The organism is Marinomonas algicola (genome assembly GCF_014805825.1).
Lineage (GTDB): Bacteria > Pseudomonadota > Gammaproteobacteria > Pseudomonadales > Marinomonadaceae > Marinomonas > Marinomonas algicola.
The window spans coordinates 1,539,927-1,557,644 of record NZ_CP061941.1; the positions used below are offsets into that span (position 1 = coordinate 1,539,927).

18 protein-coding genes and 1 tRNA gene are annotated in these 17,718 nt (G+C 41.2%); 9 read left to right on the forward strand and 10 right to left on the reverse strand.

What is annotated here, in order from left to right; translation table 11 throughout:
* The gene (gene pyrC / locus IEZ33_RS06920; protein ID WP_191602960.1) at window positions 1–1,035 is read left to right on the forward strand and encodes a dihydroorotase; all 1,035 of its coding nucleotides are present in this window, start codon (window positions 1–3) and stop codon (window positions 1,033–1,035) included.
* Window positions 1,036–1,101: 66 nt separating this feature from the next.
* Here pyrC and IEZ33_RS06925 read toward each other — a convergent pair whose 3' ends face one another.
* Both IEZ33_RS06925 and IEZ33_RS06930 read right to left on the reverse strand, forming a co-directional pair.
* Entirely contained in the window at window positions 1,102–1,617 is a 516-nt protein-coding gene (locus IEZ33_RS06925; RefSeq protein WP_191602961.1) for an NUDIX domain-containing protein, read from the reverse strand.
* Between the two features lie 99 nt (window positions 1,618–1,716).
* Window positions 1,717–1,801: transfer RNA gene (locus IEZ33_RS06930), tRNA-Leu, on the reverse strand.
* A gap of 178 nt (window positions 1,802–1,979) precedes the next feature.
* Here IEZ33_RS06930 and IEZ33_RS06935 point away from each other — a divergent pair.
* The 7 genes from IEZ33_RS06935 (at window position 1,980) to IEZ33_RS06965 (ending at window position 8,819) form a co-directional block, all read left to right on the forward strand.
* Window positions 1,980–2,711, forward strand: coding sequence for a DUF599 domain-containing protein (locus tag IEZ33_RS06935; RefSeq protein ID WP_191602962.1), 732 nt, complete (start codon window positions 1,980–1,982; stop codon window positions 2,709–2,711).
* Window positions 2,701–3,402 carry an O-methyltransferase gene (locus IEZ33_RS06940; protein WP_191602963.1) on the forward strand — a complete coding sequence of 234 codons (702 nt, stop codon included), beginning with the start codon at window positions 2,701–2,703 and terminating at the stop codon, window positions 3,400–3,402. The genes IEZ33_RS06935 and IEZ33_RS06940 overlap by 11 nt, the downstream gene beginning before the upstream one ends.
* A 174-nt stretch (window positions 3,403–3,576) precedes the next feature.
* Complete coding sequence (gene htpG, locus IEZ33_RS06945; protein ID WP_191602964.1) at window positions 3,577–5,505, forward strand: molecular chaperone HtpG; 1,929 nt, start codon at window positions 3,577–3,579, stop codon at window positions 5,503–5,505.
* Window positions 5,506–5,739: 234 nt separating this feature from the next.
* Window positions 5,740–6,657: a sensor domain-containing diguanylate cyclase gene (locus IEZ33_RS06950; RefSeq protein WP_191602965.1), complete on the forward strand. Its 918-nt coding sequence runs from the start codon at window positions 5,740–5,742 to the stop codon at window positions 6,655–6,657.
* A gap of 152 nt (window positions 6,658–6,809) precedes the next feature.
* Window positions 6,810–7,349 carry a DUF3750 domain-containing protein gene (locus IEZ33_RS06955; protein ID WP_191602966.1) on the forward strand — a complete coding sequence of 180 codons (540 nt, stop codon included), beginning with the start codon at window positions 6,810–6,812 and terminating at the stop codon, window positions 7,347–7,349.
* Window positions 7,350–7,421: 72 nt separating this feature from the next.
* Window positions 7,422–8,186 (forward strand): GNAT family N-acetyltransferase, encoded by a 765-nt coding sequence (locus IEZ33_RS06960; protein ID WP_191602967.1) that lies wholly within the window; start codon window positions 7,422–7,424, stop codon window positions 8,184–8,186.
* A 225-nt stretch (window positions 8,187–8,411) separates the two neighbouring features.
* Window positions 8,412–8,819 (forward strand): GFA family protein, encoded by a 408-nt coding sequence (locus tag IEZ33_RS06965; RefSeq protein WP_191602968.1) that lies wholly within the window; start codon window positions 8,412–8,414, stop codon window positions 8,817–8,819.
* Between the two features lie 79 nt (window positions 8,820–8,898).
* Here the strand turns inward: IEZ33_RS06965 and IEZ33_RS06970 are convergent, their stop codons facing one another.
* The 3 genes from IEZ33_RS06970 to IEZ33_RS06980 all read right to left on the reverse strand — a co-directional run bounded on the left by IEZ33_RS06970 (window position 8,899) and on the right by IEZ33_RS06980 (window position 11,115).
* Window positions 8,899–9,528 (reverse strand): class I SAM-dependent DNA methyltransferase, encoded by a 630-nt coding sequence (locus IEZ33_RS06970; protein WP_338040949.1) that lies wholly within the window; start codon window positions 9,526–9,528, stop codon window positions 8,899–8,901.
* Window positions 9,529–9,552: 24 nt separating this feature from the next.
* Entirely contained in the window at window positions 9,553–10,638 is a 1,086-nt protein-coding gene (locus IEZ33_RS06975; RefSeq protein WP_191602969.1) for a Fic family protein, read from the reverse strand.
* 156 nt (window positions 10,639–10,794) lie between these two features.
* On the reverse strand, window positions 10,795–11,115 hold the full coding sequence (locus IEZ33_RS06980) for a type I restriction-modification enzyme R subunit C-terminal domain-containing protein (protein ID WP_206696913.1): 321 nt from the start codon (window positions 11,113–11,115) through the stop codon (window positions 10,795–10,797).
* Window positions 11,116–11,203: 88 nt separating this feature from the next.
* Here IEZ33_RS06980 and IEZ33_RS06985 point away from each other — a divergent pair, with 88 nt between their 5' ends.
* Window positions 11,204–12,397, forward strand: coding sequence for an IS4 family transposase (locus tag IEZ33_RS06985; RefSeq protein WP_191600835.1), 1,194 nt, complete (start codon window positions 11,204–11,206; stop codon window positions 12,395–12,397).
* 163 nt (window positions 12,398–12,560) lie between these two features.
* On the opposite strand, the gene IEZ33_RS06990 is transcribed toward IEZ33_RS06985, so the two are convergent.
* From IEZ33_RS06990 to IEZ33_RS07010, 5 genes are all read right to left on the reverse strand, one after another.
* On the reverse strand, window positions 12,561–13,316 hold the full coding sequence (locus tag IEZ33_RS06990; RefSeq protein ID WP_191602970.1) for a GntR family transcriptional regulator: 756 nt from the start codon (window positions 13,314–13,316) through the stop codon (window positions 12,561–12,563).
* A gap of 42 nt (window positions 13,317–13,358) precedes the next feature.
* Window positions 13,359–14,480: an ABC transporter ATP-binding protein gene (locus IEZ33_RS06995; protein WP_191602971.1), complete on the reverse strand. Its 1,122-nt coding sequence runs from the start codon at window positions 14,478–14,480 to the stop codon at window positions 13,359–13,361.
* Window positions 14,481–14,513: 33 nt separating this feature from the next.
* Window positions 14,514–15,374, reverse strand: a complete 861-nt coding sequence (locus tag IEZ33_RS07000; protein ID WP_191602972.1) for a carbohydrate ABC transporter permease — start codon at window positions 15,372–15,374, stop codon at window positions 14,514–14,516.
* Window positions 15,375–15,383: 9 nt separating this feature from the next.
* Window positions 15,384–16,319 (reverse strand): carbohydrate ABC transporter permease, encoded by a 936-nt coding sequence (locus tag IEZ33_RS07005; protein WP_191602973.1) that lies wholly within the window; start codon window positions 16,317–16,319, stop codon window positions 15,384–15,386.
* Window positions 16,320–16,395: 76 nt separating this feature from the next.
* Window positions 16,396–17,667 carry an ABC transporter substrate-binding protein gene (locus tag IEZ33_RS07010; protein ID WP_191602974.1) on the reverse strand — a complete coding sequence of 424 codons (1,272 nt, stop codon included), beginning with the start codon at window positions 17,665–17,667 and terminating at the stop codon, window positions 16,396–16,398.
* Window positions 17,668–17,718 lie beyond the last annotated feature (51 nt).

The window sequence follows — 17,718 nt, forward strand, 5'->3', positions numbered from 1 at the left end:
ATGAATCAAATTACGATAATAAAACCGGATGATTGGCATTTACATTTTCGAGATGGGGATATGTTGCAAGAAACGGTGCCAGCTACGGCTCGCTGTTTCTCACGAGCTGTTGTTATGCCAAATTTGGTGCCACCAGTAACAACGGGAGCGCTGGTTGCAGAGTATCGTCAAAGAATTGTATCTGCTATCCCTCAGGGCGCTTCCTTTTCCCCTTTAATGACAATTTACCTAACGGATAAAACGACAGTTCAAGACATTCAAGAGGCGAAAGCAGCTGGCGCGGTAGCGGCAAAAATGTACCCTGCTGGTGCAACCACCAACTCGGATTCAGGCGTAAACTCATTGGATTCATTGTATCCGGTATTTGAGGCCTTGGCAGAGCACGATATGCTGTTGTTGATTCATGGAGAAGTGACGCAAAAGCACATTGATATATTTGATCGAGAAAAAGCGTTTATTGATCAGCACATGGTAAAAATTGTTGAGCGAGTGCCACAACTAAAAGTGGTCTTTGAGCACATTACAACAGCGGATGCCGCCGAGTTTGTTCTATCCGCTCGTGTTGGTGTTGCTGCAACGATTACACCGCAGCACTTATTGCTGAATCGTAATGATATGCTGGATGGTGGAATTCGCCCTCATAACTATTGTTTACCTATCCTAAAGCGCCAGTCTCATCAAGAAGCACTTCGAGCCGTTGTTGCGTCGGGTTCTAACAAATTTTTTCTCGGGACCGACTCTGCACCTCATGCCAAACACAGGAAAGAATCTGATTGCGGTTGCGCTGGCTGTTACAGCGCATGGTCGGCACTAGAGCTTTATGCACAGGTGTTTGAGGAGTTGGGAGCCTTGGATAAACTAGAGGGTTTTGCCAGTACTCATGGCGCTGATTTTTATGGTCTTGCCCGTAACACAGAAACGGTTACCTTAGTGAAAGAGTCTTGGACTGTTCCCGAAAGTATTACCTTGCCAGATGGTGACTTGATCGTGCCGTTTTTTGCTGGTAAACAGGTTGCTTGGAAGTTAAAAGCTTAACTCAATATCTTGACCAATGTGGCTATTAATTTGATCCTAGAGCGGATGCTTTTATAATGCCAAATCTTATAAAAGCTCTTCTACTATTTGTTTGAGTAAAAAGGTCTCTCGTTCAATCGACAGACCTTTTTTGGGGCTTCTAAGCATCGTATTTTCGTTATGCTCGATGGCTTTATGAATGTTTTTCCATACTGGTGTCATGCCATTTTGTATTTCGTATGTTTCTAAATTGGTAGACTTTAGTTGACTGTCAATATCACAAAGGTAGCAGTAAGACTTCATATGAACGATGTCAAAGCCTTCTTTGTGCCAAGGGCGGTACTCTTCATACCGACCAAATTCGCGAATGTTTGTAATGCTATGCGCACCAGTTTCTTCCAGAAGCTCTCTTATTAAACCCTCAATATGACTTTCCCCTTTATCAATGCCACCACCAGGTAGGGTGTAGTCATGATACCTTTCTGTATATAAAAGAAGTATGTTTTCACCCTTAAGCACAATGCCTCGAGCGGCTTTTCGGGTAAACACAGAGCCCGATAAATCGGTGATGTCTGAATGAATAGAGGATCGTAATAATCTCATTAAATAAAACCTACTGAATTTCTTAGGATTGCTATAATTTAGATGCGGAAATGTTCAGTATTAATTTTATGAGACCGGAGAGGATTATCTAAGTATAAATGGTGCGGATGGAGAGACTCGAACTCTCACGCCGTGAAGCACTGGAACCTAAATCCAGCGTGTCTACCAATTCCACCACATCCGCAAAAATGAAGTGACGAAATAATACTTGTTTTAAATTTATGTTCAAGTGTTTTTTTTCATTAAGATGAAAAAAATTGATCTAAAGCATCCATATAAATCAAGAATGAGTGTAAGACATAGAAAGTAGAAAATGGTTTAATAATCAAATACTAATAAGGTCACTTTCTGGGTTGTACTCTATGCAAATGTTGTCAGATTTTTTCCTGTCGAATACTGAAAATGTACTTACCTTACTTTTCTTTCTTGGTTGCTGGTGGGGGTACGCTTGGTATGCTCAGTATAATTCTCGTCGTAAAGCATGTTTAGTGAGTGTTTTGCACCAATACAGAATGGCTTGGATGAGCCGTTTACTAAAGCGAGACAACCGCATTGCTGATACCTCGGTTATGGCAAACCTTGAGCGCAGTAGTTTGTTTTTTGCTTCTAGTTCTTTAATCATTATTGCGGGTTTATTCACCGCGTTTAATTATTCAGAAATTGCGATAGATGTCATTTCTGAATTTTACGTTCGAGCACCAAATAGTTCTCACGAATGGGAGCTTAAAATAGTTATGTTGGTGGTGATATTTGCTTATGCGTTTTTTACTTTTACCTGGTCAGTTAGGCAATATAACTTTTGCTCTGTCCTTGTGGGCAGTGCTCCTTTGGCTTCAGAAAGAGGAACGTCTGAAGAAGAAAGGGAGTCGTATGCCTTACATATGGCAAAAGTCTGCTCTTTAGCGGCTAACCAGTTTAATTATGGGTTGCGCGCTTATTATTTTGCTATGGCATTTTGCGGCTGGTTTATTGGACCGTATTTTTGTATGGTGAGCAGCTTGTGTGTCGTCTTGGTTTTATATCGCCGAGAATTCCGCTCAAAAACTTTTAAAACTCTAAATCGTGGATTGGTTATCAAAGAGCATGCTTCCTAATTTTCCAGCACAGGTACCAGAGGGTTTGGCACCTAAAAACCGTACGGTAGAAATGAACGATACCCTTTATCAATATTTAGTAGCTCATTCTGTAAGAGAAACGGATCTGTTGACCCGGTTGCGTAAAGAAACGGCGCAATACCACATGTCAAGAATGCAGCTTTCTCCTGAGGTAGGGCAATTTTTGGCTTTGTTAGTTAAGCTGATGTCGCCTAAAAAACTATTAGAAATTGGTGTGTTTACCGGTTACAGCACTTTATCCATTGCTCAAGCTATGAATAAAGACGCTAAGCTTATAGCATTGGAAAAAAAGCAAATGTGGTTAGACATTGCCAATCGCTATATTGATGAAGCTGGCCTTTGTGATCAAGTTCAAACGATTTGTGGCAAGGCGTTAGAGTCTTTACAACCTTTTGTTGAATTTGAATCTGAGTCCTTTGATTTTATTTTTATCGACGCTGATAAAGCCAACCTCATTGAGTATTACCATCAATGTAAGCAACTTCTGAGGAAAGGTGGGTGTATGGCAATAGACAATACTTTATGGTGGGGTAATGTTGCCAATACCTCTTTTACAGATAAAGACACGAACATTGTCCGACAATTAAATACCTTGGTTCATCAAGATGACACGGTAGATGTTTCTTTATTGTCTATTGGTGATGGATTGACCTTGGTTCGAAAGAAATAAAGACACAAAATATGTAAGGAATTGCTTTTTGTCTTCTTATTTCTGTTTTTGTTGTATTTTTTAGATTTCTTTCTCTTGAAATTCTTTTTAATGGCATTACCTAATGAGTACTCGTTAGAACTTACAGGGTCACTTTTTTGAGTGATCTGCCATTTTAGAGGAGCACTTTGTAACATGGCAACTGATACACAAAAAGAAACGTTAGGCTTTCAAACAGAAGTAAAACAACTTCTACATTTGATGATCCATTCTTTGTATTCTAATAAAGAAATTTTCCTACGTGAGCTAATTTCCAACTCATCAGACGCGGTTGATAAATTACGTTTTGAAGCCGTATCTAATGCTGATTTGCTCGCTCAAGATCCGAATTTACGCATCCGCATTGAGTTTGATAAAGAGTCTAAAACCATTGTCATTGATGATAATGGTATTGGTATGACTCGTGAAGATGCCATTGCCAATCTAGGCACAATTGCCAAATCTGGTACAGCGTCTTTCCTTGAGAAGCTAAGTGGCGATGAGAAAAAAGACAGTCAGTTGATTGGTCAGTTTGGGGTAGGTTTCTATTCAGCGTTCATCGTTGCGGATTCTGTCGCGGTAGAAACACGTTACGCTAATGCTGCAGCGAACGAAGCGGTTCGTTGGGTGTCCGATGGTTCAGGTGAGTTTACTATCGAGAACATCGAAAAAGAAACCCGTGGTACTCGTATTACCTTGCACTTAAAACCAGAAGAGGTTGAGTTTGCCGAAAATCACCGTCTGCGTACTCTAATCACTAAATATTCTGACCACATCTCTATTCCTGTTGAAATGGAGAAAGTGGTTTATCCAGAAATGGATGAAGAAGGTAACCCAAAACCCGTTGAAGAAAACAAAGCACCTGAGTTTGAAGCCGTTAACTCAGCGAAAGCTCTTTGGACACGTAGTCGCACAGACGTTTCTGATGAAGAATATAAAGAGTTCTATAAGCACGTTTCTCATGATTTCCAAGACCCGTTGAAATGGTCTCATAATAAGGTTGAAGGTAAATTAGAATACACCAGCCTATTGTATATTCCGTCTAAAGCGCCTTATGACCTTTGGAATCGTGATATGCAACGCGGTCTGAAATTATACGTTCAGCGTGTGTTTATCATGGATGAAGCGGAAGCTTTCTTACCTCCTTATATGCGCTTCGTAAAAGGTGTAGTAGATTCTAATGATCTGTCATTGAATGTATCTCGTGAAATTCTTCAGAATGACAGCGCTGTTGACTCTATGCGTGCCGCTTTAACCAAGCGTGTCTTGGACATGTTAGCTAAGATGTCTAAAAATGAGCCAGAACAATACCAAGCCTTTTGGGATGAATTTGGTAATGTAATCAAAGAAGGCCCAGCGGATGACATGGGCAACAAAGATAAGATTGCTGGTTTATTGCGATTCAGTACTACGAAAGACGATGCACCAGAACAAACGCACTCTTTAGCGAATTATATTGAGCGCATGTCAGAAGGCCAAGATAAGATTTACTATATCTATGCTGAAAGTCACAACACCGCGAAAAACAGCCCGCACCTAGAAATTTTGCGTAAAAAAGGCTTTGAGGTTCTATTATTAAGTGACCGTATCGATGAGTGGATGATGTCTTCTCTACAAGAGTTTGACGGCAAATCTTTCCAAGATGTGACGAAAGGTAAACTTGATTTAGAAGAAGATACTTCTGAAGAAGCGAAAAAAGCGAAAGAAGAACAAGCTGAAAAAATGAAACCTCTGTTAGATCGTATGACGGACGTTTTAAAAGAAAAAGTTACGGCTGTTAAAGCAACGGATCGTTTAACCTCTTCTCCAGCATGTCTTGTTGTGGGTGAATATGATATGGGTTTGCAAATGCGCCGTTTGCTGGAGCAAGCTGGTCAGCAACTGCCAGAGTCTAAGCCAAGCTTAGAGGTCAACCCAGAGCACCCAATTGTTGTCAAAATGGACGCAGAATCAGATGAAGAGCGTTTCAATGACATGGCATGGTTGTTATTTGAACAAGCGACGTTGTCCGAAGGTGGGCAGCTTGAAGATCCAGCCACTTTTGTAAGCCGCATGAATAAATTGATTGTTCAGCTTAGTCAGTAAAATTACGGTCAGTCAAAAATAAAGTATGTAAATTAGACTTTATTGATCTAACCTATAAAAACCGCCTCTAGTAATAGTGGCGGTTTTTTTATCTTTATAGAGTTGTCTCAATGAATCGGTATGAGTGAGGCATTCTATTTGATTTATTTGCGTCGGTATTCCCAAAAGTCAAAAGTAGCTACCTTGCTGATCTCTAATGACTAGAGCGGCCATGGATGATAAAACAGGTGAAGAATGGTTGAATCGTATGAATTTTTAAAAGCCGTTATTGATACAATCACAGAGCACATTGTTGTTATAGACAAAAATGGGGAGATCTTATTCGTCAATCATTCCTGGAAGTCATTTGGTCAAAAAAATTCGTGTTTAATTGACGAAGAGTGGAGCGTTAACTATTTGAGCGAATGTGATAAAGCCGCTGCTATGGGGGATGACTTTGGTTTAAAAGCGGCAAATGGAATTAGGGCGGTCATTATCGGCGATGAAGAAAACTTTTACTGTGAATACCCTTGTCACAGTGACGATGAAAAGCGCTGGTTTATGATGCGCGTAACGTCTTTTTGTATTCAGAGAGAGAAATGTTTTGTTATTTCTCATCAAAATATTACAGAAAGAAAGCTTGCTGAAGAAGAGGTTCTCAATCTATCCCGTATTGATGGGCTAACGGATATAGCAAACCGTCGATATTTTAATGAATTTTTAGAGGGTGAATGGAAGCGCTGTTACCGTCTTCGAGCGCCAATTAATCTTGTTATTATTGATCTTGACTATTTTAAATGTTTAAACGATACCTATGGGCATCAGGTAGGTGATGCTTGTCTCAAATCTGTTGGAAAAATTTTAAAAGACCTTGTTCGAAGACCTAGTGATATCTGTGCCCGGTATGGTGGAGAGGAATTTTCGATAGTTTATGGCAACACAACGTTAGAGCAAGCCGTGTTTTTAGCCGAAAAAATATTAACTGAAATACACTTACTCAAGATTCCTAACGAAAATTCGCCAACACTCCCGGTGTTGACAGCAAGTATAGGAGTAGCCTCGATGCAGCCTAATAAGATCAACAATAAGATTGATCTTATTAAAAAAACGGATGAATTATTGTATGCCGCTAAAGAAAATGGCAGAAATCAGATATTTTCTGAGGAGTTTTAAAGACTTTTGTAACGCCATTGATCTTTAGCATTAAGCACGCCAGGTTAACTTAAGTAATTCGTAAACAATACGAATAATTTTTACACGCTTTATTTTCGTCTTTAAGATTGTGATAAATTTGTATTTTGATACATCAAAGGGTACTTAATCTAATGCGATTAATTAAAACGTTAGTACTGTTCTGTATAACATTGTTGCTCGGTGCTTGCTCTAATAATAATTGGCAAACGGCTAGTCGCGAGCCTGCTGGTATTGCACCCGCACCTGAAAAAGAAAAATCCGCTGTCATTGAAGTCTATGCCGCGGATGCGTTTAGTTGGAGAGGCTGGTTTGCCGTACATACCTGGATCGCAACAAAAGAGGCCAATGCGGCTGAGTACACCGTTTATGAAGTCGTGGGGTGGCGAGTCAAAAGAGGGTTACCCGCGCTGCATCAATATAAAACAACCACCCCTGATCGATATTGGTTTGGATCTAAGCCTGAAAAAGTACTGTCTCTGACAGGGAAGAAAGCGGAGCGCATAATTCCTCAAATCACGGCAGCGGTCAATCGATACCCTTGGGCTAATGAGTATACTGTTTTTCCAGGGCCCAACAGCAATACTTTCCCTGAATGGGTTGGTTTACAGGTTCCAGAGCTGGGTTTGAGCTTACCTTTTAGTGCCATTGGCAGTGGCTATGCGGATAACTAAGGCTTTCTATTTGTTACGAGTTAAATAAGATCAGTTTTATCATGAACCCAGTTAATAAAGGACAGAGATATCTTGGATTTTAACTCATTGAATTGTATGGACATTGAGACAGCTGGCTTTAAATCGTGGCCAGCCCTAGAGGAAAGGAAATCGAATGCTGTCGTACTTAGATTCTCCAATGGCTACACAAAAAGAGCCAATTCAGTGAGTGTGCTATCAGAGCAAACCGGCGATCTATCAATGCTTGTAAAGCGTTATGAAGCATTTTTTGAAGGCAAAGGTTTGCCCTGTATTTTTCGTCTTCCATCTTTTACCAATAATCAGGCGCTTGATGCCTATTTAGGCTGTCAAGGTTATCAATTGATAGACAGGTCTTTGGTATTATACAAATCTCTTGAAGGCACTACTTTCAATGATTCTAACATTGTTGAAAAGCGCCGCGATGAGTGGATGCTGTCTTATTGTCAGATAAATGGGCTTGATATTGCAAAACAGGCTACTCATCTTGACATACTCAATCGGATTAAAGATAGAGTGATTATGGCTGTCTTAATGGAAGGTGAAGAGGAAATAGCTTGTGGCTTAGGCGTAATCAGTCATGGTTATTTTGGACTTTTCGACTTTGTCACTAAACCCAGTGTTAGAAAAATGGGTTATGGTACAACCTTGTTAAATGGCATGCTCTACTGGGCCGTTGAAAACGGAGCAAAGAACGCCTATTTACAAGTCGTATCGGAGAATCAAGCGGCATTAAACCTGTACCAAAAGTTAGGCTATAAACCATGTTATGAGTATTGGTACCGTATCCGCGATAAGGTAAATACACTTTCTGAGTGACTTTGATTGGCTTTTGCTCCTAAGGATCAGCCGCAAATAGATCCGGCACTTTGGCTCCCTGCTGAATTGTATTCGTTGATGCATTAATGCGTTTTTTTGTAAGAAAAATCTTAGATGTATGTGAAAAATTGTGGTTTAAATTAATTAAACTGGCTTAGAATGAGAAATTCTACAGCCTCGCCATGAGTCTGTCTTTATTTCAATTTTACATATTGAGGACTATTAATGAGTGTAAAACATAATGGGTCATGCCTTTGCGGTGAAGTGATTTTTGAAGTAGAAGGTGAATTTGAAAGTTTTTTCATGTGTCATTGTCAATATTGTCGCAAAGATACTGGCTCGGCTCATGCCTCTAATTTATTTTCGACTACAGCAGTAGTAACGTGGATATCAGGCGAAAATAACATAAAGACATATCGTTTGCCATCGACAAGGCACGTAAAGAGTTTCTGTACAAACTGTGGTTCTGCTCTGCCAAATATTCAAATGGGAGGGGCATTTTTAGTTGTGCCAGCAGGAAGCATTGATACGCAAATTTCAAATAAACCAAATGCTCATGTTTTTGTTGCAAGCAAGGCCGATTGGGATCAAGACCTAGAGCAGATTCCTATGATGGAAAGGCTACCATGTTAAATTGAGGAAACACAAAACATGAAGCGTATGTGAAATAGTGTAGACATATACTGATTGAGTCGGTCGAGTGTGAAAAATTTCACTGCCTCGTGATGCACTCAAACCTTTGGCAATAAGCGACTTCATCGAGAGTTTTTATGTCATTGTGCTTTTTAAGCTCATGATGCGCCGTAATTAAGAAACTACCTGTTCCTGCTGTTGGGTCAACAATCACATCATCCAAGTTTGGTTTCATCAGTTCCACCATTGCTTCGATTAGAACGCGCGGAGTGAAGTATTGACCTGCGCCTGATTTTTTCTCTCTTGCGTTAATTTCAAGCAAGCCTTCGTACATGTCGCCTAAACCTTCGTTTTTAGCGGAATACCAGTCTAAGTTATCAATTTCAGAGACTAATTTATTTATTAAGGTAGCAGGTTTACGAATACAGGTTGAGGCATCGGCAAAAATGGCTTTGGTAATTAATGAGCCATTTGTGCCTAAATAAATAAGCAGTTTTTTGTATTCTTCTAACCGTGTGACGGCGTTAAATTTTTCGATGTCTGACCAGCGATAACCTTTAGGAATAAGCTCTTCCTGTCCTGTTTCTTCTACCATTTTCAAAAACACAAGATAGGTTAATTCGTTTAGATATTCGTGGTAAGTAACGCCGTCGTCACGCAACAGGTTACATAGATTCCAAAGTTTGTTGATTAGGTCTTGAGTGCTTATGTTTGTCCTTGAGTTGTTTACGCGTTAATGGGTAAACAAATTAAAGAATTCAGTGTTTAGGTAGTAGTTGTCTTTACCCAGTTTGTGTTTCGTTAACACACCAATATCAACCAGTTGATTTAAGTATTTACTGGCCGTATTCCGGTGAATATTCAGCTCGTTTACTAAGAATTCCACTTTTGTATAAGGGTGTATAAACAAATTATTAATCAGCTCGTGGCTATAGAGTTTGGGAAGTTGCGTTTTAATAAGATGCTTATGTTTTTGCATTAATGCCATCATGGCTTTGATAGTCGCTAAGGTATCTTGACTGGTTACTTGCAGTGCTTTTAGCATATACAGTAACCAAGGTTCCCAGTTATTGGTTTCCCGTACTTGTTGTAATAATGCATAGTATTCGGCTTTGTTTCTGTTTAGGTAGCGTGAAAGATACAAAATAGGTGCACCTAACAGGTTTTGTTTGCTTAAAAACAGTATGTTTACAATGCGCCCCGTTCTGCCGTTACCATCGTAAAATGGATGAATGCTTTCAAATTGATGGTGGATCAACGCCATTTTAACGAGGTCGTCGTAATCACTAAGTTCGTCATTATTGATGAAAGCCTCTAGGTCACTCATTAATTTGATGATCTCATCGCCCGTTTGTGGTGGCGTATAAACGACTTGCTGGGTTTGTTGATTAACTAATTTTGTCCCACCTTGTTTTCTAAATCCTGCGTCGTTATTTTCTATAATACGCTGGATTTCAATAATGGTATTGTTAGTCAATATGCCAGTTTTTGTAATGGTTTCGTAGCCGACCTCAAGCGCCTTGGCGTAACAATGGACTTCTTTTGCATTATGAGAGGTAAATTGTTGAGATGGGTAATGGCTACGGTATAAATCATCTTGTGTTGTTATGATATTTTCGATTTCTGAGCTTTCTTTCGCCTCCTGTAAGGATAAGGTCGCTAATAATATGTATTGATTTGGCAAGGTAACGGCCAACCCTTTTAACTCCCCAAGCGCCTGATGCGCTTTCGCTGTCGCCTTTAAAACCGCTTTGGTTTCTATATCACCCAGTTGTGCTAACGGTGTAAACACATGGTTATTTGCATTGGTATTTGTCATAGGTGTTTGTCATTATTTTCTGTTTTTCTGTGCACGATGAAAACACATGCATAAAAAACAACTTAATTTGTGCATAATCTAGCACACGCGCACACGAAAAATAAGTTTTATGTGCGCGTTTTTCTGTCGTACACATGGTTTTAGTATTCATGTGCGTTAACTTGCCCAGAGTGCTTTATTAAAGTTACTCAAAATATCGGCAATGGGTTGTTCAAACAATTTACTGGCGCGTTTGGTGCCACCAATTTGTTTAAAGATACCTTCGTTAAGGTTGCTTTCATCTACAATCACATTCGCTTTTATTTGCCCTGCAATGGTTTCAAGCCACTCTCGTTGTGGTGTTTTCCACGGTTGGCGACTTAGAATATTCGCTAAGGCGTTATCAACTCGCTGCTCATAAGGGACTAATGCGCCTCCCAATGCTGCTTGACGAATAATTAAAGGGGTCAGACCCTGAGGTATCCCCACGAATTTCATATAAATAACAATTAGTTAACGCAAGAAGGGAACGTTCATGGCCCTTGGTGATCAATAATTTCGCCAAAAACAACCAAACACGAGAGCCATGAACGCGACGACTATTTTGAACAAAATCCTCCCTCTTGTCAGCCCCAATATGCACAAAACTCGGCGCAATGCTGTCGCGGCCTGCATTCAAAGTCTTGCTCAGGGCAATCTCAGTACGGTGACCAACATTGGAAGAGGTATTCAATCTAAAACTTTTGAAAAGCACTGCATCAAACGTGCTGATCGAGTACTTTCTAACGCTCATTTACAACAAGAATCACTCTCTATTTATGCTCATATGTGTCACCTTTTTGCGAGCCAAGGGCGACCTATTATCAGTGTCGATTGGTCTGATCTTGATGCGCGAAAACAACACTTTCTCATTCGAGCGGTAGTGGCCTTTCAAGGTCGGCCATTTACTCTATACGAGGAAGTGCATGACATTAAAACCAAGGAGAAACCGAAAACACACAAGTACTTTCTTTCCACGCTAAAATCACTTCTTCCAAAAGAGACCAAACCAATCATTGTCACGGATGCCGGTTTTAAAATGCCTTGGATAGAGTTAGTAAAAAGCTTAGGTTGGGATTATGTCGGACGTGTCCGTCGACCGCGTAAATTTTTTGATGAAGAAAGCCAATCATGGCGCTGTATCTCACATTTATTTCCGACAGCCAATGCCACGCCAAAGTCACTTTCGTTGAATCTAGGACAATCAACGCCTCACTTTTGTCATCTGGCGCTCTATAAAGGAAAGCCAAAAGGTCGGCACTCTTTAAACCAAGACGGATCAACGAAAGCATCAAAGACATCGTTAACCGCGGCACGTGGAGCAAAAGAGCCGTGGTTGTTGATTTCATCATTGCCAAAAAACCGCTCGTTTGCCAAGAAAAGCGTGAAGGTTTATCAGACACGAATGCAAATAGAAGAAAGTTTTAGAGACATGAAAAGCACAAAATTCGGCTTAGGTTTCGAGCATAACTACACTAAAATTTTAGCCAGAATGAAGCTGCTGGTTTTACTGACAACGCTGACCGCTATGGTGCTTATCTTATTAGGCAAAGTGGTTGAACTGGCTGGATTAGCGTATCGTTTTCAATCGTCCAGCACTCGCAAACGCAGAGTGCTCTCTCATTTTTTTCTGGGCAAAAGAGCATTGTCTACGAATCTAAAAATCACCCTCAAACAATGGCGAGAAGGAGTTCAGCAATTCGCTGAACAGCTGTTTAAGGGAGAAGGTTTTATGGTTTAAATTCGTGGGGATACCTCAGGGTCAGACCCCTTTACTTCGAATAAAAACTTAACTTATTGAAATTAAATTATTAATTCTATAGCTGGCTTGTATTACTCTTATAAAAGGTGAGCGTGATGCCATATGGCCAGTTACAGTTAATGGAAATTGGCGCGTAGCTATTTTAAATAGTGTCACGAATCTCGGCGACAAAATCGTAGGAGTCTCCTGGGAACCATGATCGCGTAAACTCAACGTGAGTGCCTTCATGGTTGATGCCAGTTCGTTCTATGTATAAAGCTGCACTCAGTTGGGGTATGTCGAGCAAATTGGCACGTTGTTCGTCGATGCTGATGGCCCGTAGCCTTTGTAGTGCGCGAACTGGACGACAACCTTGTTGATCTAATAAGTCATAAAGAGAGCCTTCCATTGCAAATGGGTTGAGGATGTAGCAACTCGGGATGGTGGCTAACTCCAAGGCCATGGGTTTTCCGTCGGCATAACGTAGGCGATAAAAACGCACAACTTCTTGGTCTTCAGACAGTTTAAGGGCTTTGCATTCGTCTTCGTGTGGCATACCTAAAGAGCGATCAAGCCATTTAGAGGTAATGGTTTTTCCACGAGCTTCCATAACTTCAGTAAAGCTGCGTAAATGATTCAGTGGTTGTTCCACTCGCTCAGAGACAAAGGTGCCTGCGCCTTGTCTCTGAGTGAGAATTTCGTCTTTAATGAGCTCATCAATGGCGCGCCGAACCGTCACACGCGAGACATCTAAATGCTTGGCAAGGTCGCGCTCGGGAGGTAGAGTGTCACCCCCCAGAACACGGCCTTCTACAATAGCGGTGTGGATGGCTTTCTTTACTTGTATATAAAGAGGAATGCCTTTTGCGCGTAAGTTATCGGCTTCGCCAAAGAGAATATTTACCCGATTTTGACTCATTCTATTTTCCCAAGGGTAGGCCCCACATGTTAACGGTGTGGCTCATGAAATGGATGTTTTTTTAGCCTCGATATGGCTTGCCAATCTAGGTAAGGCGGTTCCTTTATCATTAAACAAGTAGACGCTGTTTGGCCTTATTCCAAAGTGGACGGTATCGCCGGCTTTATACTGGTTATCACCATCGATTTTTAGCACCAGCTCGCCTTCTTTGGGGATGTCTACGTATAAATAGGACAATTCCCCAAGATGCTCTACGAGCGTCACTTTCCCTTCTACTTTATTGTCTTCACATTGTAATGACATGTGCTCAGGTCGCAGCCCTATTTGAACCGTATCTCCCACATTAGCGCTTGAGCTGTCGATTGCGGCCGAAATCACGCGGCGGGATTCTAGCATAATTTGCGTGTTTTCGTTGCCAACAGCCACTATTTTTGCGTTGAGAAAGTTCATTTTGGGTGAGCCAATGAAACCTGCGACAAACTGTGTTTGTGGATGGTGATATAAATGTAAAGGTGAGCCCACTTGTTCTACTCGGCCTTGGTTCATGACGACGATCTTGTCGCCGAGTGTCATGGCTTCTACTTGATCATGGGTGACATAAATTACTGTCGCTTTTAATTCTTGGTGCAACTTACCAAGCTCAACCCGAGTTTGTACCCGTAATGACGCATCGAGATTTGATAAAGGCTCATCGAATAGGAAGACTTTGGGGTCTCTTACAATGGCACGACCAATCGCCACCCGCTGACGTTGACCGCCGGATAACTCTCTTGGCAAACGTTCAAGTAGGTGATCAATTTTCAGTTTTTTGGCGGCTTCAACCACCTTATTATGAACAAAGGTTTTGTCTTTTCCTGAGATCTTTAGCCCGAATGCCATATTCTTATACACATTCATATGTGGATACAGAGCGTACGACTGAAAGACCATGGCAATGCCTCGTTTGGCAGGTGACCGGCCATTTACACGCTCGTCATCTATGAATAAGTCTCCTTCGGTGATGTCTTCTAATCCTGAAAGTAAGCGTAATAAGGTAGATTTACCACAACCAGACTCGCCGATAAGGACGACAAATTCGCCATCTTGAATATCCAGATCGATGCCATGCAGTACGTCTACATCGCCAAAACGCTTTTTAATGTTTTTGAGTGTGACACTTGCCATAAAAATTCTCTCCAGCGGTCATCTTTGTTGGGGTTATTTGACCGCTCCGCTCGTTAAGCCGCGAATCAGTTGTCTTGAAAAAATAGTGTATAAAACCAGTACCGGTACAATGGCCAAAGTGAGTGCCGACAATACGGAGTTCCAATTGGTCACGTATTGACCGACAAATTGTTGTACACCTAAGGTGATGGTGCGAGTTTCTTCCCCTGGCGCCAAAATAAGTGGAAACCATAGATCGTTCCAAATGGGGATCATGGTAAAAACGGCCACCGTTGCCATGGCTGGCTTCAGAAGCGGCAGGATAATACAGAAGAAAATTTTATATTCACTGACCGCATCACAGCGAGCCGCTTCTGTTAGCTCCTTCGGAATAGTGCGAACAAATTCCGACAAAATATACACCGCGAGGGGGAGACCTTGAGCTATGTATACCAGCACTAATGCCGTTAATGTATTCGCCAGATCCAGCTCAACCATTAAGCTAAGAATACTGACGGTTCCAAGCCGAATAGGAATCATAATGCCCATAGCAAATAGGAAGGCGATAAAGAAGTTACCACGAAACTTGTACTCAGTTAGAGCCCAAGCGGCCATGGCGCCGAGTAATAGCACTAGACCAACGGCTAATAGGGTGACGACTAAACTGTTCCATGAGTAAAGTCCAAAATCAGACCGCAATAAAACTTCTTGAAAACCTGCTAAGGTAAATGACTCGCTGTCGGGTAGCCCTAACGGGTCTTTAAAAATGGCTTTACGGGTCTTAAAAGCATTAATAATGACCACAATAATGGGAAACAGGGCGATGACGGTATAAGCCAATAGAATGGCGTGAATAGTGACGCTCTTTGACACATTGAGTGGGGATGAAGGCAAAAAGCCAGTTACTATTTTCATATTTGCCTCCTAAAATTGGAATCGTTGGATACGACGTTGAACGAAGAAAAGAAATAGCATGACACCCACTAAAATGATTAAAAACATGAGGGTGGCAACAGCGGCTCCCATGCTGGCACTGCCTTGTTGTAATTGGAAACCAAAGAAGGTTCGATAAAAGAAAGTACCCATCAGGTCGGTTGAGAAGTTAGGTCCTGCTAAGGCACCTTTAACCGCGTAGATCAACTCAAAAGCGTTGAAGTTGGCCACAAAGGTTAAAATTGAAACCATCGCAATCGTCGGTAAAATCAAAGGCAATTTGATGTACCAAAACGTCTGTAATGGATTGGCTCCATCAACCGTACCGGCATCAACAATATCATCTGGAATATTGAGCAATGTGGCGTAAATAAGCATCATTGGAATACCAACAAATTGCCAAACGGAAATAAAGCTCAAAGTAATAAGCGCGCTGCCTTCTTTGCCTAGCCAAGCATCAAAATACTGACCAAGACCGATGTTATACAGGAAGTCTTCTGAAATTCCCCAAATAGGGCTAAGCAATAATTGCCAAACAAAGCCGATAATCACAACGGATAGCATGGTTGGCATAAAAATAAGCGTTCGGTATGTGCCTGATAAACGTAATTTTGGTGAACTCAATAGAATGGCAAGTAATAATCCAATTGGATTTTGCAATAACATATGAATGACAAAAAACTTAAAATTGTTAAGTAAGGCATTCCAAAACGCATGAGACCAATTGTCGTCCGTTACCAGGGTAATAAAATTCTGCAAACCCACAAAGGTACTGTTACCGTCTTGCGAATTGAACAGGCTTAAGAAGAGTGTATCGAGTAAAGGGTACACGCTAAAAGTAATGTATATCAGCAATGCTGGCGCAAGGAAAATGACAAGATGCCAGGGAAAAGGTTTTTTTTCATCTTGATGATTATGTTGAGTCATAACGCTGTCTCTAATAATGCTATCTGGAACCATAAAATAGGGAAGGCGTGAATAGCCCTCCCATGGTCTGCTTAAATTATTGTTGAGGAGCGTACCACTGCTCTAAGCCATTCTGTGTTTCCTGAGCGGCGGCTTCTGGCGTCATTGTGCCGTTGATGACCTGAGCACTGACGTTCCAAAGTTGATTTTCTAAGTTTGGCGTACCTCGAGATAGGATTTGATAAGAGTTACGAATAGTCGACTCGCACTGATCTCTCCAGCTAATGAATTCTTGAGCAACCGGATCTTTGATGGCTATTTTATGATTTGATAATGGGAAAAAGCCTGGTACGGCATTCGCAAACAGTTCGGCAAATTCTTGGCTGGCCATCCAATTTAGCAGCTCCGCTGCCGCTTCTTTGTTTTTTGAATTAGCATTAATGCCGATACCAATATCCGTGTGATCACTGATATAACAAGAGTCGCCATTTTTAGCGACAGGAGGTGGGAAGGCGCCAAACTCAAAATCCGCTTGGTTATTAAAGGTTTGGATGTCCCAAGAACCAGCAGGGTAGATGGCGGCACGTCCTAGTGTAAATAGGTTTTGTGAGTCAGAATACTTTTGCGCTTCAAATCCACGACCAAGGTATGGTTTCCACTGAGCCAACTCCTTCCAAGTATCGACATAAGCGTCGTCGGTTAATTTAGCTTTGCCTTCTAACAATGCCTTACGACCAGATTCGCCTTTCCAGTAGTTTGGACCAATGTTTTGGAATCCCATCGTTGCGCTTTCCCATTGGTCTGCTGTACCCATTGCGAGCGGTGAATAACGACTTTCCGACTTTATTGCGTCCAATACGGTAAAGAATTCATCTCGTGTTTTTGGTACAGAAAGGTTTAATTCTTTAAAAATCTCTTTGTTGTAGATAAACCCATGAATAACAGAGGCCATCGGTAGACAGAATTGATCTTTACCATCATCGGTTACCCATGCACTTTTAGCAACATCAGAGAACTCATTCAGGCCCTGTACGTCATTCAGTGAGTCTAAATAGCCGCTTGTAAAGAGTGTTAATGAGGTGTCAAAAGGACGGCAAGTAATTAAATCACCAGCCGTACCGGCTTGCAGTTTTGCTTGCAACGCTGAGTTGTATTGAGTTGGGGGGGTCGGCGCAAAATTTACTTTCGTATCTGGGTGACTTTTATTAAAGGCGGGAATAATAACGTCTGACCATATATTCGCATCATCGCTACGCCAGCTTTCTATCGTTAATGTTCCTGCCGCATTAACCATGCCAACACTGCTTAACATAACAGCAGTAGCGATAGCATATTTTGATACGGATAGGTTGGAATGTGCATTAGACATGGTTTTTCTCCGTTTGTGTTTTTTGTGATTTGTTATCTATTTTTATTGTAA